Origin of the sequence: Bacillus sp. MMSF_3328, assembly GCF_030733525.1 — a bacterium.
GTDB lineage: Bacteria > Bacillota > Bacilli > Bacillales > Cytobacillaceae > Bacillus_AB > Bacillus_AB infantis.
In genome coordinates this window covers 1-23,110 of the sequence record NZ_JASHIV010000003.1, presented here as the reverse complement: position 1 = coordinate 23,110, position 23,110 = coordinate 1, and the positions used below count along the sequence as shown (strand labels likewise).

At 46.5% G+C, this 23,110-nt stretch carries 24 protein-coding genes and 1 tRNA gene; 18 read left to right on the top strand and 7 right to left on the bottom strand.

What is annotated here, in order from left to right; genetic code table 11:
* Positions 1 to 12: 12 nt before the first annotated feature.
* From RBB45_RS06335 to spoVIF, 5 genes are all read left to right on the top strand, one after another.
* On the top strand, positions 13 to 756 hold the full coding sequence (locus tag RBB45_RS06335; RefSeq protein ID WP_253616565.1) for a 2-phosphosulfolactate phosphatase: 744 nt from the start codon (positions 13 to 15) through the stop codon (positions 754 to 756).
* A gap of 36 nt (positions 757 to 792) precedes the next feature.
* A complete protein-coding gene (locus RBB45_RS06330) occupies positions 793 to 2,559 on the top strand; it encodes an acyl-CoA dehydrogenase family protein (RefSeq protein WP_094768221.1) in 1,767 nt (588 codons plus the stop codon).
* Between the two features lie 103 nt (positions 2,560 to 2,662).
* Positions 2,663 to 3,442 (top strand): enoyl-CoA hydratase/isomerase family protein, encoded by a 780-nt coding sequence (locus RBB45_RS06325; RefSeq protein ID WP_306009284.1) that lies wholly within the window; start codon positions 2,663 to 2,665, stop codon positions 3,440 to 3,442.
* An 11-nt stretch (positions 3,443 to 3,453) separates the two neighbouring features.
* Positions 3,454 to 4,425, top strand: a complete 972-nt coding sequence (locus tag RBB45_RS06320; protein WP_009794148.1) for a quinone oxidoreductase family protein — start codon at positions 3,454 to 3,456, stop codon at positions 4,423 to 4,425.
* Between the two features lie 105 nt (positions 4,426 to 4,530).
* Positions 4,531 to 4,785, top strand: coding sequence for a sporulation-specific transcription regulator SpoVIF (gene spoVIF / locus RBB45_RS06315; RefSeq protein WP_009794149.1), 255 nt, complete (start codon positions 4,531 to 4,533; stop codon positions 4,783 to 4,785).
* Positions 4,786 to 4,840: 55 nt separating this feature from the next.
* Here spoVIF and RBB45_RS06310 read toward each other — a convergent pair whose 3' ends face one another.
* Positions 4,841 to 7,126, bottom strand: coding sequence for a UvrD-helicase domain-containing protein (locus RBB45_RS06310; protein WP_306009283.1), 2,286 nt, complete (start codon positions 7,124 to 7,126; stop codon positions 4,841 to 4,843).
* 248 nt (positions 7,127 to 7,374) lie between these two features.
* Here RBB45_RS06310 and RBB45_RS06305 point away from each other — a divergent pair, with 248 nt between their 5' ends.
* Positions 7,375 to 7,656, top strand: coding sequence for a hypothetical protein (locus RBB45_RS06305; RefSeq protein ID WP_022543618.1), 282 nt, complete (start codon positions 7,375 to 7,377; stop codon positions 7,654 to 7,656).
* A gap of 22 nt (positions 7,657 to 7,678) precedes the next feature.
* Here RBB45_RS06305 and RBB45_RS06300 read toward each other — a convergent pair whose 3' ends face one another.
* From RBB45_RS06300 to RBB45_RS06285, 4 genes are all read right to left on the bottom strand, one after another.
* Positions 7,679 to 8,353: a DUF421 domain-containing protein gene (locus tag RBB45_RS06300; RefSeq protein WP_009794152.1), complete on the bottom strand. Its 675-nt coding sequence runs from the start codon at positions 8,351 to 8,353 to the stop codon at positions 7,679 to 7,681.
* A gap of 120 nt (positions 8,354 to 8,473) precedes the next feature.
* Positions 8,474 to 8,899, bottom strand: a complete 426-nt coding sequence (locus RBB45_RS06295) for a GNAT family N-acetyltransferase (protein WP_009794153.1) — start codon at positions 8,897 to 8,899, stop codon at positions 8,474 to 8,476.
* Between the two features lie 3 nt (positions 8,900 to 8,902).
* Positions 8,903 to 9,421, bottom strand: coding sequence for a YjcG family protein (locus tag RBB45_RS06290; RefSeq protein WP_022543619.1), 519 nt, complete (start codon positions 9,419 to 9,421; stop codon positions 8,903 to 8,905).
* Between the two features lie 253 nt (positions 9,422 to 9,674).
* Complete coding sequence (locus tag RBB45_RS06285; protein WP_306009282.1) at positions 9,675 to 10,397, bottom strand: alpha/beta hydrolase; 723 nt, start codon at positions 10,395 to 10,397, stop codon at positions 9,675 to 9,677.
* A 314-nt stretch (positions 10,398 to 10,711) separates the two neighbouring features.
* Between RBB45_RS06285 and RBB45_RS06280 the strand changes: the two genes are divergently transcribed.
* The 3 genes from RBB45_RS06280 (at position 10,712) to RBB45_RS06270 (ending at position 14,365) form a co-directional block, all read left to right on the top strand.
* A complete protein-coding gene (locus RBB45_RS06280; RefSeq protein ID WP_009794156.1) occupies positions 10,712 to 11,710 on the top strand; it encodes a TAXI family TRAP transporter solute-binding subunit in 999 nt (332 codons plus the stop codon).
* A 173-nt stretch (positions 11,711 to 11,883) separates the two neighbouring features.
* Positions 11,884 to 12,414: a DUF1850 domain-containing protein gene (locus tag RBB45_RS06275; RefSeq protein ID WP_306009281.1), complete on the top strand. Its 531-nt coding sequence runs from the start codon at positions 11,884 to 11,886 to the stop codon at positions 12,412 to 12,414.
* Positions 12,404 to 14,365 carry a TRAP transporter permease gene (locus tag RBB45_RS06270; protein WP_306009280.1) on the top strand — a complete coding sequence of 654 codons (1,962 nt, stop codon included), beginning with the start codon at positions 12,404 to 12,406 and terminating at the stop codon, positions 14,363 to 14,365. The genes RBB45_RS06275 and RBB45_RS06270 overlap by 11 nt, the downstream gene beginning before the upstream one ends.
* A 171-nt stretch (positions 14,366 to 14,536) precedes the next feature.
* Here the strand turns inward: RBB45_RS06270 and RBB45_RS06265 are convergent, their stop codons facing one another.
* Positions 14,537 to 14,761, bottom strand: coding sequence for a hypothetical protein (locus tag RBB45_RS06265; protein WP_009794159.1), 225 nt, complete (start codon positions 14,759 to 14,761; stop codon positions 14,537 to 14,539).
* Between the two features lie 172 nt (positions 14,762 to 14,933).
* Here RBB45_RS06265 and RBB45_RS06260 point away from each other — a divergent pair, with 172 nt between their 5' ends.
* From RBB45_RS06260 to RBB45_RS06250, 3 genes are all read left to right on the top strand, one after another.
* Positions 14,934 to 15,761: an ATP-binding cassette domain-containing protein gene (locus tag RBB45_RS06260; RefSeq protein WP_306009279.1), complete on the top strand. Its 828-nt coding sequence runs from the start codon at positions 14,934 to 14,936 to the stop codon at positions 15,759 to 15,761.
* Complete coding sequence (locus RBB45_RS06255) at positions 15,758 to 16,462, top strand: hypothetical protein (protein WP_022543620.1); 705 nt, start codon at positions 15,758 to 15,760, stop codon at positions 16,460 to 16,462. Before RBB45_RS06260 ends, RBB45_RS06255 begins: the two co-directional genes overlap by 4 nt.
* Positions 16,463 to 16,644: 182 nt before the next feature.
* Positions 16,645 to 16,716, top strand: a tRNA-Val gene (locus RBB45_RS06250).
* Positions 16,717 to 16,819: 103 nt separating this feature from the next.
* Here the strand turns inward: RBB45_RS06250 and RBB45_RS06245 are convergent.
* A complete protein-coding gene (locus RBB45_RS06245) occupies positions 16,820 to 17,839 on the bottom strand; it encodes an LLM class flavin-dependent oxidoreductase (protein ID WP_009794162.1) in 1,020 nt (339 codons plus the stop codon).
* A gap of 247 nt (positions 17,840 to 18,086) precedes the next feature.
* Here RBB45_RS06245 and RBB45_RS06240 point away from each other — a divergent pair, with 247 nt between their 5' ends.
* The 6 genes from RBB45_RS06240 (at position 18,087) to RBB45_RS06215 (ending at position 23,091) form a co-directional block, all read left to right on the top strand.
* The gene (locus RBB45_RS06240) at positions 18,087 to 18,677 is read left to right on the top strand and encodes a molybdopterin-dependent oxidoreductase (protein ID WP_022543621.1); all 591 of its coding nucleotides are present in this window, start codon (positions 18,087 to 18,089) and stop codon (positions 18,675 to 18,677) included.
* Between the two features lie 191 nt (positions 18,678 to 18,868).
* A complete protein-coding gene (locus tag RBB45_RS06235; RefSeq protein ID WP_022543622.1) occupies positions 18,869 to 19,198 on the top strand; it encodes a DUF3870 domain-containing protein in 330 nt (109 codons plus the stop codon).
* A gap of 164 nt (positions 19,199 to 19,362) precedes the next feature.
* Entirely contained in the window at positions 19,363 to 20,187 is an 825-nt protein-coding gene (locus RBB45_RS06230) for a M55 family metallopeptidase (protein WP_009794166.1), read from the top strand.
* Between the two features lie 12 nt (positions 20,188 to 20,199).
* Entirely contained in the window at positions 20,200 to 21,132 is a 933-nt protein-coding gene (locus tag RBB45_RS06225) for an ABC transporter permease (RefSeq protein ID WP_022543623.1), read from the top strand.
* Positions 21,132 to 22,085 carry an ABC transporter permease gene (locus tag RBB45_RS06220; RefSeq protein ID WP_101550825.1) on the top strand — a complete coding sequence of 318 codons (954 nt, stop codon included), beginning with the start codon at positions 21,132 to 21,134 and terminating at the stop codon, positions 22,083 to 22,085. Before RBB45_RS06225 ends, RBB45_RS06220 begins: the two co-directional genes overlap by 1 nt.
* Before the next feature lie 7 nt (positions 22,086 to 22,092).
* On the top strand, positions 22,093 to 23,091 hold the full coding sequence (locus RBB45_RS06215; RefSeq protein ID WP_035402756.1) for an ABC transporter ATP-binding protein: 999 nt from the start codon (positions 22,093 to 22,095) through the stop codon (positions 23,089 to 23,091).
* Positions 23,092 to 23,110: the final 19 nt, after the last annotated feature.

Sequence of the window (23,110 nt, the reverse complement as noted above, 5' to 3'; positions counted from 1 at the left end):
CGGGAGGCATCTATGGGCAAGATTCATCTGCTGCTGAAAAAAGAAGAAATCAATGAACAGAAACTGCGGGAAGGCAGCAAAATAGCTGTTGTGCTGGATATCCTGCTTGCAACCACAAGCATCACTTCGGCATTAAAGGACGGAGCAGCCCATGTCATCCCGGCAGAAAGCTGTGAAATAGCGAAAGTCCGATTTGACGAGGATGATTCCGGCGGGATGCTTCTTGCCGGGGAATCTGACGCACAACCTGTCGCAGGCTTTGTTTATCCAAGTCCGAAGGTTCTTAGGCGGCAGGTGAGCGGAAAGACGCTGATCCTTGCAACTACCAACGGGACAGTTGCCCTTGCAAAGGCAGATGCAGCAAAAAAGGTATATGCTTCGTCTCTATTAAATAACTTTGCAGTGGCGGAAGCGATCAGTGAAGAAGATGGGGATCCCACCATTGTCATCATCTGTGCAGGAAATTCAGGGGAATTCAGCCTTGAGGATTTCTATGGAGCAGGACATTTGATTGACTGCCTCCAAAAAACAGGCAGGAAGTCTTATGAGCTGACGGATGCAGCTCTGGCGGCATTGCTCTTCTTTCAGACAAAGCGGGACAATGCCGAGGAAGTCTTGGGAAATTCATATGTCGGCGGCCTTCTGGCCCGCCATGGCCTCAGTGATGAACTTACCTTTGCAGCCGGCTTAGACAGTATTCATATTGTCCCAGTTTATAAGAATGGACTCATCTCGGCAGCAAAGGTGTGCAAATAGGAAGGCATTTTTAAAAAAAAAGGAGGAGTGAACAGCATGGCAAAAACAAAAAACATGGGCTCCGGGTTTCTGTTATCGGAGATAGATGAAGGCCAATTGTTTACACCAGAAGATTTTACTGAAGAACACAAAATGATCGGCACTTCAGCAAGGCAGTTCATTGAACAGGAAGTGGCCCCTTTAAAGGAAGAAATCGAGAGCCAGGATTTCGGGCTGGTGAAGGAGCTGCTGAAGAAAGCCGGGGATCTCGGACTGCTGGCACACAGCATTCCTGAACAGTACGGCGGGCTTGGATTGGATAAGATCACTAAAGGTATTGTAGGTGAAAATATCGGAGCCTCAAGCGGCTATGGTGTGGCCCATTCCAACCATACTTGCATTGCCACCCTGCCGATCACCTATTTTGGAACCGAAGAGCAAAAAAATAAATATCTGCCTAAGATGGCGTCCGGAGAATATATCGGCGCCTATTGCCTGACAGAGCCGAATGCAGGATCTGACGCCCTTTCCTCCCAGACTGTGGCGCGCCTCAATGAAGCGGGGACGCATTATATTCTGAACGGGACGAAGCTTTATATCACTAATGCGGCTTTTTCAGATACCTTCATCGTTTATGCAAAGGTTGATGGAAAGGATTTTACTGCCTTTATCTTAGAAAAGGATTTTCCGGGCCTGGTTCTGGGGCCTGAAGAAAACAAAATGGGCATCAAAGGTTCATCAACCAGGTCTGTCATCTTGGAAGATTGCGAGGTGCCTGCTGAAAATATGCTCGGGGAGCAGGGGAAAGGCCATGTAATCGCCCTGAACGTCCTCAATTTGGGCCGCTTCAATCTAGGGTCGGCCTGCATGGGAGCTGCCAAATACAGTCTGAAGAAAGCAGCACAATATACACAGGAGCGGAGGCAGTTTGGACGAAAGATCGCTGACTTCCATGCGACAAAAGAAAAAGTGGGAAAAATGGCAGCGAGGATCTATGCCTCTGAATCTATGCAATACAGGACAGCAGGACTGCTTGAAGAGGCGCTGGGCGATGTATGGGACAGCCCTGATTCCCGCCTTGCAGGGAAGAGGATGAGCGAGTATGCCTCAGAATGTGCTGTCTGTAAGGTATTTGGATCGGAAACCCTTGATTATGCAGCAGACGAAACATTGCAGCTTTATGGGGGCGCCGGATTCATAAAAGAATATGGCATCGAACAAATATACAGGGACTCCAGAATTAACCGGATCTTTGAAGGCACAAATGAAATCAACCGGCTGCTCATTCCGGCAGGCTTGTTTAAGAAAGCTGCAAAGGGAGAAGTGGATTTCAGGGAGCTGACCGAAGAAGCGGCATCCGCCATCCTGCAGCCTGCATCTCTTAATGGAGTCCTGGCTATGGAGCGGGAGGCAGTCTCCCTGATGAGACATGCGTTTCTGCTTGCAGCAGGCCTGGCCCTGCAGGTTCACGGCCAGCAGATTTCGGAGGAACAGGAAACGCTGATGAAGCTTTCTGATATGGCGATATCCTTATATGCGGCCGAGTCGGCAGTCTACAGGACATATAAAAGCATCAATAAAGCCGGGGAAGAAGCATCCTTACAAAAAATTGACCTGGCCAGATCTTATCTGGAAGAGGCATTGTGGGAATGTGAGAAAGCCTTCAGGACCCTTTCTTCGGAACTGGCATTACGGGAAGATGTAAAAAAACTGGCCTCCGCTGTTGAAAAAGGATTCAGAAGAATAGAGCTGAATGGGGGAGGCTTCAGCCGGAACCGGAGAATTGCTGAAAGAATTTATCAAGCAACCCGCTATGTATGCTAGAAGCAGCAGAAAACTTGAGGAGCTTTGCAATGGGGACCGGCTGTGCATGCCGATTGAGGTTTTCTCATGTCCAAACCTTATATAACCGATTGGGGGAGAGAATATGGATCATCAGCACCTGCTTTCTGAAAAAAAAGCCAGTGTTCTGCTTTTAACGCTGAACAGACCGGACAGCCTGAATGCTTTCAGCAGTGAAATGATTACCGGCCTGACTAAAGCATTCCGCCAGGCTGATCAGGATGAGGATATTAAAGCAATTGTCTTATCCGGCGCAGGCAGATCTTTCTCTGCAGGCGGAGACGTAAAAACAATGGGGCAGGCAGGTCCGGCAGAAATCTATGAACATATCGGGAAACTCAATGAGTGCATTTTAAGCATAAAAGCCGCCAGCAAGCCTGTCATTGCTGCTGTTCATGGATTCGCAGCAGGAGCTGGCTTCAATCTCGCACTCGCATGTGATTTGATCATTGCTGCAGATGACAGCCGCTTTGCGATGAGTTTTTCACAAGTGGGGCTAATTTCAGATGGAGGGGGATCATTTTTCCTGCCGCGGCTGATCGGGCCTCATCTTGCAAAGGAGTTTTTCTTTACGGCTGAAGCGATACCTGCGGACAGGCTGCTGCAGATGGGGATTGTCAGCAGAATTGTACCTGGCACGGAGCTGAGAGAAGAAGCGTTGGCTGTGGCAGAAAAGCTGGCATCAGGACCTGTCAAAGCATATGGGATGATGAAGAAGCTGATTGATGGCGCCCATGCCTCTACACTTGAGGGGGTATTGGAACAAGAACGCCTTATCCAGACGATGATGGCCGGAACAGAAGATCATTTAGAGGGAATTGCAGCATTCAAAGAAAAACGGAAGCCGCAATTCCAGGGAAAGTGAGGGGAACTTATATGAAGGCAATTCAGTTAAAGGAATATGGAGGACCTGATGTCCTGAAGCTTGTTGAAATGGACGTTCCAGAGCCAAGAGGACATGAGGTGCTGATTCAAATCCGCTCGATTGGCGTTAACTATGCCGATACAGCAAGGAGAGAGGGCCAGTATGTAGTAAAAACCCCCCTCCCCTTCATTCCTGGTGCGGAAGTGGCTGGAGTGGTTAAGGCAGTTGGAGAAAAGGCGGATATAGTGCCGGGCACCAGGGTAGTGGCACTGATAGAATCCGGCGGATATTCGGAATTTGCCATTGCCGACAGCAGGGGGCTCATTCCCATTCCGGAAGGACTTGACTTCCATGAGGCAGCGGCCCTGCCCCTCCAGGGACTGAGCGCTTATCACATTTTAAAGACAATGGGGAGGCTTCAAAAAGGAGAAAATGTTCTTGTCCATGCAGCTGCTGGAGGTGTGGGAACACTGGCAGTCCAGCTTGCCAGGATATTTGGCGCTGGAAAGATTATCGCGACAGCCAGCTCAGAGCAAAAACTCAGACTGGCTGGGGATATGGGGGCTGACGTTCTGGTGGACTATACAGAAAGCGGATGGGAGGAGAAAGTAAGGGAAGCAACAGAGGGCAAGGGGGCCGATCTGGCACTTGAAATGGCCGGGGGAGAGGTTTTCGCTAAAACCATGAAGTGTCTCGCACCGTTTGGAAGGGTTGTCGTCTATGGCGTGGCAAGCGGAGAGCAATACAGAATGTACCCATCCTCACTGATGGCACGGAACCAGTCTGTGATTGGATTCTTCCTCCCGCAAATCATGAAAATGCCGGAGCTTCTTCATACAAGCATGAAGGAACTGCTCGGCTACCTGGCAGAAGGTAAATTGAAGCTGACGGTCGGCGGAATTTATCCCCTGGAGGAAGCTCCATTTGTTCATGAACAGATGCAGGGGAGGAAAACGAGCGGCAAATTGATTTTAACGCCTTAAAACCTGCTGAAGGCAAATTTTTAGGCTTTTCTTCTTATTCATTTCACCTTTTCAGCCCTCCTTCATACTATATAAAGTAGTTTAAGAAGGAGGCTTGAATTCAGCATGGATAATGGATTCTTTAAAAATATCGAGAAGAAAACAGGCGTTAATATGAAAGATATTCTGGAGCTGGCGAATTCTTTGCAGAATGCAAATTTCAAGGATGAAAAAACTGTCCGCAGCGTAATCCGCAGGGTATCCCAAATTGCCAACAAACCGGTCCCAAAAGCAACAGAAGATAAAATTGTACAATCCATCGTCGCGGACGGCAAACAGCTGGATTTCAATACAATCAGCCAGATGATCAATAAAAAATAATCTGCAGAAAAGGACTTGGAGCGAGCCAAGTCCTTCTTTGCCTTCTTATGCCATTTTAGCTCCTTACCGGCGCAAGAAACCTGGAAGGCCTCGCCTTTTTGCCCCGCCTTTTCTGCGGGACAGATATGAACAGCTCCTCCTGTGCCCGTGTAACCGCTACATATAATAGCCTTCTTTCCTCTTCCATCGGGTCAGGGTCCCCATTCCTGTAAGCTTCAAGGGCGAAGTCATGGGGGATGCTCCCGTCAACAACCCCGATAATATAAACAGTCTTATATTCAAGGCCTTTTGAGCGGTGAATCGTACTGAGTGTTATGCTATTGTCCCTTATATTGCCGGGCTTTTTCATTTCTTTATTCATGGCGCGCATATGCTCGGCATGCTCAAGAAATCCTGCTATGCTCTCAAAATTGTTGGCAGCAACCTTTAAATCGCGAATATCATCTGAGCCTTTTTCCATACTGGAGCCTTCCAGCCCGCGTTTTTTAAGAAAGTCATTGAATCCGAGTTCTTTTTCTATCATATCAATGGCAGCTGCAGGACTCTTCGACTTGATGGAACGAATCGATGGGACAGCCCTTGCCAGCTTTTTCTCCTGAAAAGCAAATCCTGTTTTCACATCAGCAAGGCACTCGAGAAGAGTCCTGTCGGTCAGTATGCTTTCTGCTTTCAAGTCCTGCAGTACAGATTGCTTCAGGAAGAGCGCAGGGAGGATATTTTTGATGGATTCCTGGCTATCCTCATCAAGAGCCAATTTTAAGAAAGCCAGGAGGGTCCTCACTAAATAACGATCGTAAAATGATTCAGCATCCTGGTCAATCCTGAATGGCAGGCTGGAATTGGCCAGCCTTTCAAAAATGGCCCTCATCCCTGCGTGGGTCCTGAATAATACCGCAAATTCCCCTGGACTTCCGCCCTGGGAAATCTTCTCCTGGATATCGGTAACGATCATCGTCGCTTCTTCTTCCTCATCAAGCGGGAAAAAGAGGAGAGGCTTCCTTGCTTTTGAATACTGGGCTTTCATCTTTTTGTCGCGCCGCTGCTTGTTTTTGACAATGATGCTGTTGGCCGCAGACACGATTTCATGTGCGGAACGGTAGTTCTGATCAAGCACAACGATGCTGGCAGCCGGGAAATCTTTATCAAATTCGAGCAGATACCGAGGGTCGCTTCCCCGGAACGCATAGATAGACTGATCATCATCTCCGACTGCACAAACATTATTACTTTTTGCGGAAAGCATCTTAATCAGCTCATACTGGACTTTATTGATATCCTGGAATTCATCAATAAGGAAATAGTGAAAGCGGTTTTGATAAGACTCCAGAATATGGGGATGCTCCTGGAAAAGACGGTAACAGCCAAGAAGCATATCATCAAAATCGAAGAGCCTGTGAATCTCTTTATATTCTTCATAGAGCCTGTATAATTCTGTAACCGTTTTGTCCCAATCAGTTGCAGGTTTTGTGTCCTGTGGAAGAATAAGAGAGTTCTTCCAGAAACCGATTTTCTGCAGAGCCAGATCGAAAGCAAAGTCCTTTTCATCGATTTTCAGCTCTTTTGCAGCCCCTTTTAAAATCTGCTCCCGCTGCCATTCTTTTTTTAGCAGCTTTTGAGAGTTCCATCCTTCTCTGTCATGAAAGGAGAGGATGCGGTAAAAAATACTGTGGAAGGTGCCGGCAAGGAGCTGCTGTGCCTGGGCAGACTTTATGCCTGGATAGTCAATCAGCCTTCTTTTCATTTCAGCAGCAGCTTTAGCTGTGAAAGTAACCAGCATGATGGATTTTGGGTCTATTCTCAGCTCTTGGAGCATATAAGCAGTACGGGTGGTTAAAACCCTCGTCTTTCCGCTGCCTGCCCCGGCCAGAACAAGCAGTGGTCCGTCGATATGAGATACAGCAGCAGATTGTGCAGCATCCAGTTGGAATCCATTGTCTGCGAGATCCTTCAGGTATCCGCTGGCAGCTTTGTTTTTAAGAGGCATAGACTGGAAAGGGGCACCTGTTTTTACAAATGAAGCTTCCTGGAACACAGGAGGAGGCATTGTCTCAGCAGTGATCGTCCTCGATTTAGGCAGCCTGAACCCGCCGGCGGAGATTTCCGCTTCAACCGGCTCTTTTTTCACCTCGTTCAATGTCTCCTCTGCATCCTGGCATTCAGCATTGGAGTGAAGATGGTAGAAGTGGGGGGAAGCCTGTATCCCCAAGTACATCCTCACCCGCTCTCCGCAGGCAGGACAGAAAAGATTGCCCTTCTTTCCTTCATCATAGATTTTTTGGAATTCTTCGCGGCTGTAGTTATCTATATTAATAGTCTGTTGCCGGTAAACAGCAGTTTTCATGAAAAGTCATCCCCGTTTTTCTAGTTCATCTATTATGTATTGAATACCCATAAACCTGGGTTTCCACCTGGAAAAAATAAATATTTTATACCCGTAAACATGCCGAAGCCGGCGAAGTCTATCATAACAAAACAAGTGATTTAAAAAAAGGAGTTTCCTCAGTTTATCACGCGGGCCAAGGGGTATAGGAAGAAAAATATACATTTTCGGCAAAGTCTGGAAAAGACCTTGAAATGGAGGAATGGACAATGGGGTATATCGTGCCTTTCAATCATTATCAATACAATCAGTATGCTGTGAGGGACTTGGATAAAAAGCAGGATCCGTTCCGGCTTTATCCAGTTTCAAGGGTGAACAGAGTGGAAAATGACACACAATGGTTCCAGCCGGAGCAGCTGTTTCAATTTTCGCGTCCTGCTGAGACCCGATACTCGGAGGAAAAGCCGGCGAGGAAGGTAAATGAACGGACTGTTGAAAGAGTGTACGGGGACATGACAGGTAAAGGGACACTATTCAGCGAATCAATTTAAGGGACGTAAAGAAAGGGAGAGCCTAGAAGGTCTGCACATGCAGGGGCTCTCCCTTTTTCCATTCAGCGTAAAGCACATCTTTGACCGTTTTAGCTCCCCATCCCTTCAGTTCGGTTTGAAGCCTGCTTTCATCCCAATGGATCATATGCAGATTATCGGTGACTATTTCACCATCAAGCACCAGGGTGACTGGAAGCTCTTCCGGCTGCAGCTGGATTTTGAAATCCTTGGCTGCAGGGGAGCTGTATTCCGGTTTCTTAAGCACGCTTACTGTCCCATCTGTTTCAAGTATCGCATACTCGCATTCGCGTATTGAAAAAATATCCTTGGACCTCAATAGATGCTGCAGCTGATTGATGTCAAGGTGATTCTTCTTTAAAGAGTCGTATACAATCTTCCCCTTTTTAATGACGATCGATGGTTCTCCCTCTAAAAAACGGCGCATTCTTTTATATCTCTGTGTCAAATACTCAGTGAAATAAATCAATACTCCCCATAAGAAGACGGCAAACAGGATTTGCCCCAGGCCGATCTCCTTATCAAATAATGCATTTCCCACCAGTTCTCCCAAAACAAGGGCTGAAACAAAGTCAAAGGTTGTGATTTGGGTGATCTGTGTTTTGCCCAGGAACTTAGTGATTAAAAAAAGGGCGGCAAAACCCACAACCAGCTCTGCGAAAATATGCAGATATTCCATGGCTATAACTCCTTTTCGTCCTTATTATTTTCATAGTATGTACGGACATGGAGGAAATTATTGACTGGGAAGAGTATTTTTCAATAGGAAAGGCGCCCTGAAATAAGGGCGCCCGGGTTTTTATAAGTACTTTTTCATTGTGCGGTGAGGGATGCCAGCATCCATAAATTCCTCAGAGACCACTTCATAGCCCAGTTTGCTGTAAAAAGGGATGGCCTGTGTCTGGGCATTCAGCTTAACAGCAGGAAGTTCCTGCTCTCTGGCAAGCTCTTCGATTTTATCCATGACAGCCTTGCCAGCCCCAATTTTGCGGGAATCTTTAAGGACGCAGATCCTTTCAGCCTTCCCGACCCCATCTACGACTCTGTACCTTCCGGCTGCTGCCGGGAGGTGGCTGTCATCGTAGAGAATGATATGGACGGCTTCCTTTTCGAACTCATCATACTCTTCTTCTTCTGGGACCTGCTGTTCGTCTATAAAGACGATTCGCCTGATATTATATACATCTTCAATCTCTTGCTGTTCAACTGCTTTTTTTACGATCACGATTTAAAATTCCTTTCCAAAACGAAATGTTTCATATACTGTCCAAGAACCGTTTTCCAGCTGATAGAGCAGATGGAAGCGGTCGATTGTTTCCTCATAGTTGACACGCTCCATGCGGAGTGAGCCGAAGACATCGGAATGCTCGTCATCCGAGAGCTTTTGCCCGACTGTAATATGGGGAACAAATGCATATTCCTGATTTTCGCCCCCGGGAAATATTTGATTGATTTCCGTGTGGAGTGCATCCAGGTAATCATCTGGTTCAACCTTAAGGTAAATCACGTTGTTGACCGGTTGAAAAGAGCTGAACTTATTGACCTTCATATTAAAAGGCCTAGCATTCTCAGCTGCTTTATGAAGCTTTTCGGAAAGCGATTCAGCCTGCTCATCAGTTGCCTCAAAAGCACCTTTCAGTGTCAAGTGCGGCGGAATGAGAGCATAATGCGGATCATAGCGCTTCCGATAGGAATTGGCCAGATCTTGAAGTTTCTTTGCAGGAAATATAACTATTCCATATTTCATCCTGAATACCTCCATTGATAAAAATGATAAGCACATATATAAGATTTGTTTATCTATTATAACAAATTTTCCGACTTCAATGATATAACAGGTGCTTTTTTAAGGCCGATTGTTTTTGAAAATCAATAAAATGTCTTAGGATTGAAGGCTGAGGACGCCTTTTTTGCTAATGCGTCTTGTGCTTGAGGGCGTTGCCGCAGGACGCGGCGTACTTAGTCCGCGTTCCTCGATAGAACAGACGCCTCCGCTTTTCTTAAAGCATGTGCTTCAAAGCTCTTTTAAAGTCCGGCTGCCAGTATTTCCAGGTATGATTGCCTTCGAATTCGTCGTAGAAATATTGAAAACCTTTCTCAGATAATATGGATGAGAGACTTCTATTTGGTGTAAGGAAGTCTTCTATTTCTCCTTTAGTCGTTTTTACTTCTGTCTCTTGCGTGCCGATTACATGATAGATATTCAGCAGGCCGGGGGTTGGAAAGCTCCGGGCAGCTTTAAGGATGCTTTCGTCCACATAAGGAGATTGAAGGATGGTTTTCCCGAATGTATGCGGATATTCCAGCGAAGCCAGGAGCGAGACTGAAGCGCCAAGTGAGTCTCCGGCCAAAATGCGGCCCTGCCCCATTTGATAAGTAGGGAATTCTGCATCAAGGTAAGGCACGAGCTCATGTGCCAGGAATCGTATGTACGCCCTGTGTTTATCTCCCTCGGGATGATATTTGCTTCTGCGGTCATGCACATTTTTATAAGGGATGCCCACAATGATAACGTTTTCTATTTCTCTTTTGTGAAGGAGCTCGTCCGCTGCCCGTCCTGCCCGTCCCATTTGGAAATAATCCTTTCCATCCTGGGCAATGAGAAGGGAATATTTATAAAGAGGAGAATAAGAGGGAGGAAGATAGATAAGTATATCCAGCTCTTCTCCCAGCTCCCTGCTCTGAAAAGAGATTTCTTTTATCGTTCCTTTTTGAATTTCCATTCCAGACCTCCATTAACAGCTTTGTAAGCCTTTTAAAAGGAATTCTAACATAAGAATTTAAGAATTGCCCAATCTGTGCACCTTATTGGTTCAGCCTATTGCAGTAATATGTTATTATTGGATAATAAATCCAATTTTAATCCATGAATATTAATAACTCTTCAACATTGAAGGCAAAGACAGTTTTCCTTGCCGGCATAACCGCCCCGCTATTGGTTTTAGGACCGACCAGGGGATGGTAATTGACAATTGTGCAAAAGTTTATGTTAAAATAAACTTGAGAAATTCTAAATAAAAACAGAGGGGGAAATTCTATGAAAAGAAAAAGTTTTCTACTTTCAGCAGCATTGCTGCTGGCGCTTTCTATGATTCTTGCTGCCTGCGGCGGCAATTCAGATGAAGGCGGTTCAGACAATGGAGGGGAAGGCGGATCAGAAAAGCCTAAATTCCTCAGCATCGTTACCGGTGGAACCGGCGGTACATACTTCCCGCTTGGAGGCGCATTTGCGGATATCATTTCCGATGAAACCGGCATCCAGGCCAATGCTGAAACATCAGGCGCTTCTGCCGAGAACATGAATACGCTTAAGGATGGAAATGCTGAAATTGCTTTTTCACAAACTGATATTGCCTCATATGCAAAAGATGGAAAGCTGATGTTTGAAGGTTCTGCTGTTGACAATGTCAGCGCTATCGGAACGCTTTATCCTGAAACGATTCAAATCGTCACTACAGCTAAATCCGGCATCAAATCTGTTGAGGATTTGAAAGGCAAGAAGGTTTCTGTCGGTGCTCCAGGTTCAGGCACGAACCCGAATGCAGAACAGATCCTTGAAGTGCATGGGATGACATTTGATGACATCGACAAGCAGGATCTTTCTTTTGACGAGTCTACTGCAGGTATCCAGGATGGAACTATCGATGCGGCTTTCGTAACTGCCGGAACTCCTACTGGTGCTGTTGAAGGTCTTTCAGCAACTGAAGAAGTTGTCATTGTTCCTATCGAACAAGACAAAATTGATGCTCTGATTGAGAAGTACCCTTATTATATCCAGGATGAAGTCCCATCTGGAACTTACGGACTCTCTGATGCAGTAGCAACTGTTGCTGTACAGGCGATGCTTGTCGTGGCAAATGACCTGTCTGAAGATACGGTTTACGACATTACTAAGGCTATCTTTGAAAACACAGACAAGATCACACACGCAAAAGGCAAATTGATTACAGCTGAAAGTGCTCTTAATGGGGTAGGCATCGATGTGCACCCGGGAGCTCAGAAGTATTTTGACGAAAAAGGCGTAAAAGCCGAATAGTCTGCTGATTTTTCTAAATGGCTTCACCCTGGCCGGCGCCGCAAACCTGAACAGGTTACCGCGCCGGTCAATTCTCTTTAAGAGGACCTGAAGTTTAAGTCAGCCTTAGCCCAATGAGAGATGGGCCAGGTGAAGGTGTTGGCCTTCATCCCATTTTCTAACAGGGGGTCCTGATGAAAAAACGAACTAGATTGAAGAGAGCATTATTGCTGCTTCCCCTCTTAATTGCTGCCATTGCAATTATTATCTTTATCCCTTACAAAAAAGCACTTGTAATTCAATACCAAAATACAGGCAAAGTGCTTGCCTATATCCCTTTCACCGAGGAAGAAATTTTTAAAATAAAATATACCCATTCAATCCATCTTTCAGATGTGGTAGAGAGCTATAAACCAACAAAGGATTTGAAGATCCGGCAATACGAGCTTATGTATGAAGATTTTGCGATCGGCATGCCTGACAACGCTTCCGCAGGTGAGGTATTTGAACAAAAGGACGGGAAATACTATATCCGGAATATGAATAGGATATTCCCTCATTTTGATATGCGGACAGGCAAGGTGAGGGCAAATCATAGAATTGTATATAACGGAACCGAGTATCCTATGGCAGGTTTTATCGAGCCGGGAACATGGGTAAGATTTACAATTGATAAAATAAACATTTACCAGCAGTTGGAAGGAGTGAATATCATTGAGCAATAAAGGAGAAACACTGACTCAGGAACAGCAGCAGGAGCTGCTCGAAAAATATGATCCCGAAGCGGGGACGCGAAAGCTGAAGGGAGTGCTGGGATGGATTGTCTTTTTAGGCTTGCTGTCCTTCTCCCTATTTCAGCTTTACACTGGAATATTCGGTGTATTGACGGCGCAGCTACAGCGTTCCATCCACTTGGGATTTGCACTTGCGCTTATTTTTCTTCTTTTCCCGGCGAGGAAAAAGGACAGGGGAAAAAAGCATAAGGTAGCTTGGTATGATTTGATCCTTGCCATTGCTGCGGTTGCAGTAGGGGCATACTGGCCGCTTATGATTGATGAAATCGTTATGAGGGTCGGCCGTTTGACTGATCTTGATTTTTATATTGGACTTACAGCAATCATCCTTGTCCTTGAGGCAACCAGGAGGGCAGTCGGGCTTCCTATAACCATCATTGCTGCCCTTTTTCTTGCGTATGCCTTATACGGTCCTTATATGCCCGGATTCCTTGCGCACAGAGGCTTGGATCTCCAAAGGCTGGTGCAGACGATGTTCTTTACAACCGAAGGGATATTGGGTACGCCCCTCGGAGTTTCTGCCACCTTCATTTTCCTGTTCCTGCTGTTCGGGTCGTTCCTGGTAAAAACGGGTGTGGGGCAATATTTCAATGATCTGGCTGTCAGCATTGCCGGAAAAAGGACAGGCGGGCCTGCGAAGGTAGCGATCTTCTCCAGTGCACTTCAGGGTACGATCAGCGGGAGCTCAGTTGCCAATGTGGTAACTTCAGGTTCTTTTACAATCCCGATGATGAAAAAGCTTGGATACAAGAAGGAATTTGCCGGAGCCGTTGAGGCAGCAGCTTCTACAGGCGGACAGCTGATGCCGCCAATCATGGGGGCTGCGGCCTTCCTGATGGTCGAATTCATTGGCGGAGGCATCACCTACTGGGATATTGCCAAAGCAGCAGCGATTCCTGCCCTTCTTTATTTCACGGGGATATGGATCATGACCCACTTTGAAGCGAAAAGAATAGGGCTCAGGGGCCTGAAGAAAGAAGAAATGCCAAACCGCAAAGAAGTGCTGAGCAAAATCTATCTGCTGCTGCCTATCCTGGCAGTGGTCGTCCTGCTTATGAGCGGTATGAGTGTAATTAGGGCCGCTCTCTGGTCTATCCTCATTACAATAGCAGTCAGCGCTATCAAAAAAGAAACCAGGATTAATTTTAAAGATGCTATTGACGCGCTCGTTGACGGTGCAAGAACTGCCCTTGGTGTAGCCGCTGCAACCGCAGCTGCCGGCATTATCGTCGGGGTGGTAACCAAGACAGGGCTGGGGCTGAAGCTGGCAAATGGACTGCTTGATCTGGCCGGCGGTGCTTTAATACCGACGCTTATGCTCACGATGCTGGCTGCCATCGTCCTCGGGATGGGTTCACCGACGACAGCAAACTACGTCATTACATCAACCATCGCGGCACCTGCCATCATTTTGCTTGGTGTGCCTGATTTATCAGCCCACCTGTTTGTCTTTTATTTTGGAATCATTGCCGATATTACACCGCCAGTTGCACTTGCAGCCTTCGCAGCCGCTGGTGTATCCGGAGGGGAGCCGATCAAGACCGGGGTCAATTCGGCGAAGCTGGCGATCGCGGCCTTTATCATTCCGTATATGTTCGTTCTTTCGCCTGAATTGTTAATGATTGATACAACATGGTATTATCTGGTCTGGGTAGTCTTTACTGCTCTTGCGGGAATGATGGCTATCGGGTCAGGTGTTATCGGCTACTGGTTCAGAAGGCTGTGGTGGTTTGAACGCATAATCGGCATTGTTGGTGGTTTATGCCTCATCTATCCAGAAACTTTAACAGATATTGTCGGCCTTGCATTATTTGCAGCTCTTATCATCCTTCAGTTCGTTATTAAAAGGGATGATTCACTAAAGCCGCAGACTGCAGGCTGAATTACAAAGGGAGTCCAATCGGGCTCCTTTTTTGAATGATTAAAATTGTGATAATATGGATGTGAAGGAAGATTTTTGAATATTAACATAGCTTGATTGCAAATCGAGTGGGGCGGAGGCGAAATATAGGTGGCCAAAGCAGAAGAGCTAATCCCAATACAAATATTGAAATTAGCTGATTTTACGGTATGTCTGCTCTTTTTCCGGCATGAGCGAAAGAATGTTTTCGAGCTTGAAGATTCTCATTTGCCTTCTTGTGAAGCAATAGGCAAGAACGGTAGTCCCATTTATATCCTTTACTAAAATCTTCCTTTGTGTCAGCTTGTTCTTGGCGGAAAGATAGATTACCTGTATAGCCATATTTTTTTCCATTGATCTGTATAAAATGCCTTTCATTTAGTTTTCCTCCCATTAAGCCTTCAAAGGGCTTTTATTTCTTGTATTTTTATTATATGCGAACAAATGTTCTTTTTCAAGTATGAGGCTTAACTTTTTTTCATTTTTTTACATTTTAGAGTCACTTGATATATCGGTGCTTGCTTTAAAGAAAATCGACTAGGGGATTGCTATGAATAAGCATATGATTGAATTAATTGAGGCAGAGAAAAACATAAAAGGGAAGATGATTCTCACTAATATTAATTTAAAGCTGGATGAGGGTGAACGGGCAGCTATAATCGGGCACAATGGCTCTGGGAAAAGCACCTTATTGAAACTGATGGCAGGATTTTTTGAACCTACTGCCGGAAGCGTAAAAAGGAGGACCAAGAAGATCGGGTTTGTTCCTGAACATTTCCCTGATCAAAATCGGTTCAGGATGAGAGAGTTTCTTTTGTCTGCAGGAAGAATGGGAGGCCGAACGAAGTCAGAGCTTGAGGAAGAGATTGAATATTATGCTGAGTTATTCAATGCAGAAGGGTTTCTGGAAACTCCCTTGAAGAATTGTTCTAAGGGAACGATGCAGAAGGCTGGGATTATCCAGGCCCTTCTGCTGCAGCCGGATGTTCTCCTCCTGGATGAGCCATTGACCGGTCTGGACGAGGAAGCCCAGCAGGCATTCCTCAGGTACCTTCCAGGCCTTAAAGGAAAAATGGCCATTGCTTTTACTGCTCATGAAAACTTCCTTGTCAGAGAGGCTGCGGACAGGGTGAATGAATTGGAAAATGGTTCTGTTGTATCTGATGTTAATAATGTTGCAGAAGCCGTAAAATACATAAAAGCCCTAGTCCCGCATAATTCAATCCTAAAAGAGTTGCCAGCTGTTCAGTATAGCCAATTGGACCATAACCTGTTTATTATTAAAGAAGCAGCTTCGGCATCAGACGTCCTTCTAAAAAGCCTTCTTGATTCTGGCTGTTCAATTGTTGAAGTGATAGAAAGGGGGGGAGCGCTTTGATGGCTTTCCTTCAGTATCAGCTCAGAAGTGTAATCAGATCTTACAGATTCCTGCCTCCGTATACTGTTTACCTGGTCTGGATTTTCGTATTGTACACCTACGAAGGGGCACCCGTCCTTAGCAGCTACGCGGTCTCATCGATTGCTTTATATTTGTGTACAGCCTGGCTGGGCATGCTTTTCTTTTCCTTGGATCAGGAACAGGAAAAGTTTATCCTTATGTCACACCTGGGCAGCAAAAAGAAATACCTTGCTGGCAAGGCGGCTGCTGTGTTTGTCTCCTCCCTGCCGCTCATGATATTTGCTATCTACTTTCCTGTGATCACAGGAAGCTTTAGATTGGAAATGGAGATTTCTTTTTACCTGCTGGCTTTCTATGCCCATATTATGCTGGCGATTCTGGGCCTGCTTGTATCAATGCTTTTCTCTGGCGGACTGAACGCGGATAAAAGGTATGCCTGGCTGGCCGCTGTTCTCATACTTACAGCTTCATTAGCAGCAGAATCAGCTGCAGATGAGTGGAAGGGAGCTTCCTGGTTCCTGTGGCTGCTGCCCCCTGTCATGAGGGCGCTGAGTTATCTAAGCCAGGGGGACATTGCGGCTAAACTGGCACCATTGCTTAAAGACAGTCTGATTATAGTGGCTTACTGTTTGGCAGCAGCTGCTGCGGGGGTTCGTTTATTTTTAAAAAAGGAAGCGTGAATGGACATCGATTGAGGATTCATATTTAACAAATTGGTTAAGGGGAACTGTCACATGCCTCTTTAGGCAATGGAGACGTTCTCCAAACCGCAAAATAAAAAATATATTAAAACGAAAAAATATCTGAAATAGTATTGACTTTGCCCCGAAAATGAATATAATTAAATATGTAGTTAAGACACGATCTGATAGTTCAGCGGGAGAATACTTCCTTGACAGGGAAGGGGTCGGGGGTTCGAATCCCTCTCAGATCATACTGAAGGATGCGTGGCAGTATAATGCCACGCATCTTTTTTTGATGATATTTAGTATAGAAGCAAAAAAGGGCTGCCGAGATTTATCGGCAGCCCTTTTTGTTTACTGTTTTTTCATGATCTCACTAACAATTTCAAATGACCGCAAGCGGGCTTTGTGATCATAAATTTGGGCGTTGACCATGAATTCATTAGCCTGTGTTTTGTCCAGGAATTCCTGCAGCTTCTTCTGCACCGTTTCTGCATCGCCAATAATGGATGAGCCAAGCTGCTGCTGCAGCAGAGCCTTCTCGTATTCACTCCATAGTTCATCCATGTTGTCGACAGGCGGCTTCAGGGCACCTGGTGTATTGCGGATCAAATTAAGGAACTGCTGCTGCATGCTAGTGGCGAGCCTTTCAGCTTCTTCCTGTGTATCAGCGGCAATCACATTGACCCCTACCATTGCATAAGGCTCAGATAGTTCATCTGATGGCGTAAAATGGCTTCGGTAAAGCTGAAGGGCAGGCAGGGTATTATCAGGAGAGAAGTGGCTGGCAAACGCAAAAGGAAGTCCCAGCTGGGCAGAGAGCCTGGCGCTGAAGCCGCTTGAGCCCAAAAGCCAGATCGGTATATTCAAGCCTTCGCCTGGAATGGCTCTTACTCTTTTCCTTTCAGCCGGCGACTCTGCTTCAAAATACTCCCGGAGTTCTTCAAGCTGTTCAGGGAAATCCTGTCCATCGTTTCCGCGATCCCTGCGCAATGCATGTGCTGTTAGCTGGTCAGTGCCCGGCGCACGCCCGAGACCAAGGTCAATTCTGCCCGGATAAAGAGATTCCAATGTACCGAACTGCTCTGCAATGACAAGCGGTGCATGGTTCGGAAGCATAATCCCGCCGGAACCAACCCTGATGCTAGAGGTTCCCCCGGCGACATGTCCGATCACAACAGAAGTAGCAGAGCTGGCGATCCCTGCCATATTATGATGCTCTGCAAGCCAATAGCGCGTATAGCCCCATTTTTCGGCATGCTGTGCGAGGTCCAGAGTATTCTTCAGCGAAACCGCTGCTGTACTGCCTTCATTGATAGGTGAAAGGTCAAGTACAGAATATTTAATATCGCTTAACTTTTTATTCTCAGACATATTGTCACTTCTTTCTTCTGGAATGGCGGCTGCTGCAGTTCATCAGCTCATGTCTATTTTATCAGCAGTAATTAGTCTCTCAAAATATTATGATTTAAACCGGAAAAATCCCGCTGGCCAGGCTTATATCCCATTGGGTATTTGCGGGGAGGACTGCCTGAAAAAGTGATTGGTAAAGGGGATTTCTTGCGGGAGGAAGCTGCAAAGGTTATTCTTAATGAAAATATAATTGTAAAGGATGATGACAGTGAAGCGGGTGCTGCCGCCAGGGCAATTTGAAACTGAAAAATGGCCTGTTCTCCACCAGGGCGATGTTTATGAATTTGATGAAGCTTCTTGGGATTTCAGGCTCTTTGGAGAGGTAGAAGAGGAGGTTTCCCTGTCATATGCTGAAATGATGATGCTGCCAAAAACGGTGTCCAGCATTGATATGCATTGTGTGACTACCTGGTCCAAGTTTGGGACCAGGTTTGAAGGCATCGCTTTAAGGGAACTGCTGCAGCTGGTCAATATCAAGGAAGATGTCAAATATATTAAGATATACGGGTATTATAACGGGGACCGTTTTGGCTACTCTGCAAACCTGCCTCTGGGGGACCTTCTAGGCAATGACGCCCTGTTTGTATACAGATGGAAGGATGAAAACCATGAATGGCAGGAAATATCCCCTAAGCATGGCTACCCGCTGAGGTTCATACCTCCAGCCTCTTTCTATTTGTGGAAAGGCTCAAAATGGGTATCCGGCATCCGTTTTATGAAAGACGATGAAGAAGGCTTCTGGGAGGAGCTTGGCTACTCCATGACCGCCGATCCGTTTAAGGAGGAAAGATACAGATGAAGGGACTTTTTGGTCCTTTCTAATAACTATTGAAGCTTGAATAGATAAAAAATTTAGAAAAATCCATAAAAATAATTGTCAAAGCAGTCTCTGTTATATTACAATTTCCATAAGGGCGTGTGCATTATAATGAATATTTATGTTCCCGCATAAATGCCTCATATAATATCCCCGCGCCGCAGGAGGGCAATATGTATCAGGACAGCACAGTGTATATTATTGGAGACAGCAAGACATCCTCCAATAATCCGATCATGCAGAAATACAATGGTTTTTTCATTGCACTCGTCATTGACAGGGACACACATAAGATTGAAGATGCAGAATGCTCTTCAACAATTGGGCTGACTTCCCTGTTTGTTAAGTCATTGTTTGCAGGGAAATCCATGCTGGAGGAAGAAGGCATCCTTTCTGAAATAGAAGCGCGGTATTTTGGTTCTTCCCAGAAAGCGCTGATGGTTGCTTTTAAGAATGCCAGCATAAAGTACAAGCAAATAGCCGGAATAAATTTAAATGTATAGCTGCTTTTTCTGCTGAACCCAGATAAAATCCAGCTGTTAGAGACTCTCTCTGGCAGCTGGATTTTTTTAATAGCCTAAGTTCTATTCATAACGCTATTGAAATATAGTAATTTATCCGCTATAATAGTAAGAAAATTCAAAATATTTGAAAGCGTGGAGAGTCTATGAAAATATATCTATCGGTTGATATGGAAGGCATAACCGGGCTGTCTGATTATACCCATGTTGATTCTTCCAGGCATAATTACGAAAGAAGCCGCATCATTATGACAGACGAAGCAAATTTTATTGTTTCAGAAGCTTTTGACCGCGGTGCTACTGAGGTGCTGGTGAATGACAGCCATTCCAAAATGAATAATCTTCTTGTTGAGAGGATGCACCCGGAAACCCAGCTGATCACAGGGGATGTTAAGCCTTTCAGCATGGTCCAGGGTTTGAATTCTGAATTCTCAGGTGCTATATTCGCTGGCTATCATGCACGGGCATCCATGGAAGGTGTAATGTCTCACACCATGATATTCGGTGTCCGGAATATATACATAAATGACACAGCAGTCGGGGAGCTGGGATTCAACGCATATGTGGCAGGCCATTTTGGAGTACCGGTGATCATGGTTGCAGGCGATGACAGGGCGGCCAAAGAAGCCGAAGAGCTTATTCCGAATGTAACGACAGCCGTTGTAAAACAGACCATTTCCCGTTCGGCCGTAAAAACCCTCACACCGGCTAAGGCCGGAATGCTTTTGAAAGAAAAAACCGCCGCTGCTATCGAAAACAGGGAAAAGGTTAAACCGCTTGTCCCGCCGGATGCCCCTCTCCTGAGGATTGAATTTGCAAACTACGGCCAGGCAGAATGGGCAGGGCTTATGCCTGGTACGGAAATAGAAAAAGGAACGACAACTGTCCGGTTCCAGGCAAAAAATATTCTGGAAGCATACCAGGCTATGCTGGTCATGACCGAGCTGGCCATGAGAACGGCATTTTGTTAGGAAGTGGCCGGGATGAATAGTTATATACTCAAAAGACTTTTATCGATGCTTGTTACACTATGGCTGATCATCACGCTTACCTTTTTCCTGATGCACAGCATCCCTGGTTCTCCTTTCAACGAAGAAAGGGCGACGAGCGAAGCTGTCCAGAAGAACCTGGAGGCCTATTATCATCTGGATGAACCGCTTCCTGTCCAATATGCAACATACCTGAAGTCGCTTATAACGCTGGATTTCGGACCTTCTATCAAAAAGTCGTCACAGACAGTCAATGACATGCTGAGCAGGGGCTTTCCGGTGTCATTTGAACTTGGGATGTGGACTTTGCTCCTGGCAGTCTTTTCGGGGATCGTGCTTGGCATCATCGCAGCACTCAGGCATAACGGATTCATTGACTATCTGGCGATGACCATCGCTGTGCTTGGCATATCAGTTCCCAACTTTGTTCTGGCAACGCTGCTGATCCAGCAGGTTGCTGTCAATTGGGACCTGCTTCCCGCAGCTACATGGACCAGCTGGAGGCATATGATTCTCCCGACACTGGCTCTCGCAACCGGCCCGATGGCAATCATTGCAAGGCTGACAAGGGCAAGCATGCTCGAAGTGCTGACCCAGGATTATATCAGGACGGCCAAGGCAAAGGGACTTACACCGGTAAAAATCGTATTCAAACATGCACTGAGAAACGCATTGCTTCCTGTTGTCACGGTGCTTGGCACCATGGCGGCTAGCATTTTGACCGGCACCTTTGTCATCGAGAAGATCTTTGCCATACCGGGGATGGGCAAGTATTTTATTGAAAGCATCGGAAACCGGGACTATCCCGTCATCATGGGAACAACCGTTTTTTATAGCGCCGTACTTATCTTCATGCTGTTTCTGGTGGATTTCGCCTATGGCGTACTCGATCCCCGCATTAAGCTGAGTAAAAGGGAGGGACGATAATGGAATTGCGAAAACAGCAGGAGCGCAGCGTTTCCCCGGAAATTCCTGATGAGTGGTTTACGCCCCGTTCGAAAGAAGAGGGGGAAGCTGAGGCAGTAGTGAGGCCAAGCCTTTCCTACTGGCAGGATTCGTGGAGGCGGCTGTCGCGCAACAAGCTGGCAATGGCCGGACTCGTATTTCTCATCTTTCTGCTCTTTATGGCTATTTTTGGACCGGTCATTTCACCCCATTCGGTCGAAAGCTCTAAGCTGACCGAACAGAATCTCCCTCCATCCTCCAGCCACTGGTTCGGCACAGATGAATTGGGGCGGGATGTGTTCACAAGAACCTGGTATGGCGCCAGGGTCTCACTGTTCGTAGCGGTGATTGCGGCCCTGCTGGATTTTATGATCGGAGTCATCTATGGAGGCATTGCCGGCTATAAAGGAGGCAGGGCAGACAACCTGATGATGCGGATCATTGAAGTCCTGTACGGCCTGCCATATCTGCTGGTTGTTATTCTTCTTGCAGTCGTAATGGGCCCTGGCCTGACGACCATCATTGTCGCCTTGTCAGTTACAGGCTGGATTGGAATGGCCCGGATTGTCAGGGGACAGGTCATGCAAATCAAAAATTATGAATTTATACTGGCATCCAAAACCTTTGGAACAAAGACATCGAGGATCATCAGAAAGAATCTCCTGCCTAATACAATGGGCCCGATCATCGTCCAGCTCACGCTGACCGTGCCGTCGGCCATATTTGCAGAAGCTTTCCTGAGCTTTCTTGGCCTGGGAATCCAGGCACCGTTTGCCAGCTGGGGAGTAATGGCCAATGACGGGCTGTCTACTATCCTTTCCGGCCATTGGTGGAGGCTGTTCTTTCCTGCCTTTTTCATCTCCATGACGATGTTTGCTTTTAATGTTCTCGGGGACGGCCTGCAGGATGCACTGGATCCAAAGCTGAGGAGGTAGAGCCATGATGGAAAAAGTATTGGAAATCAAAAATTTGCATGTGTCCTTTTCCACCTATGGCGGAGAGGTAAAAGCAGTCCGCGGGGTGGAATTTGATTTATACAAAGGGGAAACCCTGGCTATAGTCGGCGAATCCGGAAGCGGCAAAAGCGTCACTTCCCAGAGCATCATGAAGCTGATACCTTCCCCGCCCGGAAGAATCGCAGAGGGGTCGATCCTGTTCAATGGCCGGGACCTGACCCGGCTGAAAGAGTCAGAGATGCGCAAGATCCGGGGGGCGGACATATCCATGATCTTTCAGGATCCCATGACAGCTCTTAATCCGACCATTACAGTTGGGGAACAGATTATAGAAGGAATCCGGCAGCATCAGTCCGTTTCCAAAGACCAGGCTAAGAAAAAGGCTTTGGAGATGCTTAAACTGGTGGGGATACCCAGTCCTGAGTCAAGGCTCAGGCAATACCCGCACCAATTCAGCGGCGGCATGAGGCAGAGAATAGTCATTGCGATGGCCCTTGTCTGCGAGCCGGAAATATTGATTGCGGATGAGCCGACGACCGCCCTGGATGTAACCATTCAGGCACAGATACTTGATTTGTTCAAGGAAATCCAGCAAAAGACAGGTGTATCCATTATATTGATCACCCATGACCTTGGCGTGGTTGCGCAGGTAGCTGACCGTGTCGCAGTTATGTATGCCGGGAAGATCGTTGAGGCAGGCACAAGAAGGGAGATTTTCTATAGTCCTCAGCATCCTTATACAGTAGGGCTGCTGAACTCGGTGCCGCGCCTTGATTCTGAAGAAGGGGAGCTTGTGCCGATACCTGGATCCCCCCCTGATTTGTTCGCACCGCCGCAGGGCTGTCCTTTTGCAGCAAGATGTGATTATGCAATGGAAGTTTGTGAAAAAGTCTATCCGTTTGAAAGCCGTTTAAGCAGTGAGCATCATGTGGACTGCTGGCTGCAGGATGAGCGCGCTAAAAAAATGCTGGTCCGTGTAAGATAGCACCGCCGGCGTTCCGGCT

What these genes read in the sequence shown, in the direction of transcription:
- RBB45_RS06335 (WP_253616565.1), top strand. Translation starts at nt 13, where the DNA reads ATGGGCAAGATTCATCTGCTGCTGAAAAAAGAAGAAATCAATGAACAG.
- RBB45_RS06330 (WP_094768221.1), top strand. Translation starts at nt 793, where the DNA reads ATGGCAAAAACAAAAAACATGGGCTCCGGGTTTCTGTTATCGGAGATA.
- RBB45_RS06325 (WP_306009284.1), top strand. Translation starts at nt 2,663, where the DNA reads ATGGATCATCAGCACCTGCTTTCTGAAAAAAAAGCCAGTGTTCTGCTT.
- RBB45_RS06320 (WP_009794148.1), top strand. Translation starts at nt 3,454, where the DNA reads ATGAAGGCAATTCAGTTAAAGGAATATGGAGGACCTGATGTCCTGAAG.
- spoVIF (WP_009794149.1), top strand. Translation starts at nt 4,531, where the DNA reads ATGGATAATGGATTCTTTAAAAATATCGAGAAGAAAACAGGCGTTAAT.
- RBB45_RS06310 (WP_306009283.1), bottom strand. Translation starts at nt 7,126, where the DNA reads ATGAAAACTGCTGTTTACCGGCAACAGACTATTAATATAGATAACTAC.
- RBB45_RS06305 (WP_022543618.1), top strand. Translation starts at nt 7,375, where the DNA reads ATGGGGTATATCGTGCCTTTCAATCATTATCAATACAATCAGTATGCT.
- RBB45_RS06300 (WP_009794152.1), bottom strand. Translation starts at nt 8,353, where the DNA reads ATGGAATATCTGCATATTTTCGCAGAGCTGGTTGTGGGTTTTGCCGCC.
- RBB45_RS06290 (WP_022543619.1), bottom strand. Translation starts at nt 9,421, where the DNA reads ATGAAATATGGAATAGTTATATTTCCTGCAAAGAAACTTCAAGATCTG.
- RBB45_RS06285 (WP_306009282.1), bottom strand. Translation starts at nt 10,397, where the DNA reads ATGGAAATTCAAAAAGGAACGATAAAAGAAATCTCTTTTCAGAGCAGG.
- RBB45_RS06280 (WP_009794156.1), top strand. Translation starts at nt 10,712, where the DNA reads ATGAAAAGAAAAAGTTTTCTACTTTCAGCAGCATTGCTGCTGGCGCTT.
- RBB45_RS06275 (WP_306009281.1), top strand. Translation starts at nt 11,884, where the DNA reads ATGAAAAAACGAACTAGATTGAAGAGAGCATTATTGCTGCTTCCCCTC.
- RBB45_RS06265 (WP_009794159.1), bottom strand. Translation starts at nt 14,761, where the DNA reads ATGAAAGGCATTTTATACAGATCAATGGAAAAAAATATGGCTATACAG.
- RBB45_RS06260 (WP_306009279.1), top strand. Translation starts at nt 14,934, where the DNA reads ATGAATAAGCATATGATTGAATTAATTGAGGCAGAGAAAAACATAAAA.
- RBB45_RS06245 (WP_009794162.1), bottom strand. Translation starts at nt 17,839, where the DNA reads ATGTCTGAGAATAAAAAGTTAAGCGATATTAAATATTCTGTACTTGAC.
- RBB45_RS06235 (WP_022543622.1), top strand. Translation starts at nt 18,869, where the DNA reads ATGTATCAGGACAGCACAGTGTATATTATTGGAGACAGCAAGACATCC.
- RBB45_RS06230 (WP_009794166.1), top strand. Translation starts at nt 19,363, where the DNA reads ATGAAAATATATCTATCGGTTGATATGGAAGGCATAACCGGGCTGTCT.
- RBB45_RS06225 (WP_022543623.1), top strand. Translation starts at nt 20,200, where the DNA reads ATGAATAGTTATATACTCAAAAGACTTTTATCGATGCTTGTTACACTA.
- RBB45_RS06220 (WP_101550825.1), top strand. Translation starts at nt 21,132, where the DNA reads ATGGAATTGCGAAAACAGCAGGAGCGCAGCGTTTCCCCGGAAATTCCT.
- RBB45_RS06215 (WP_035402756.1), top strand. Translation starts at nt 22,093, where the DNA reads ATGGAAAAAGTATTGGAAATCAAAAATTTGCATGTGTCCTTTTCCACC.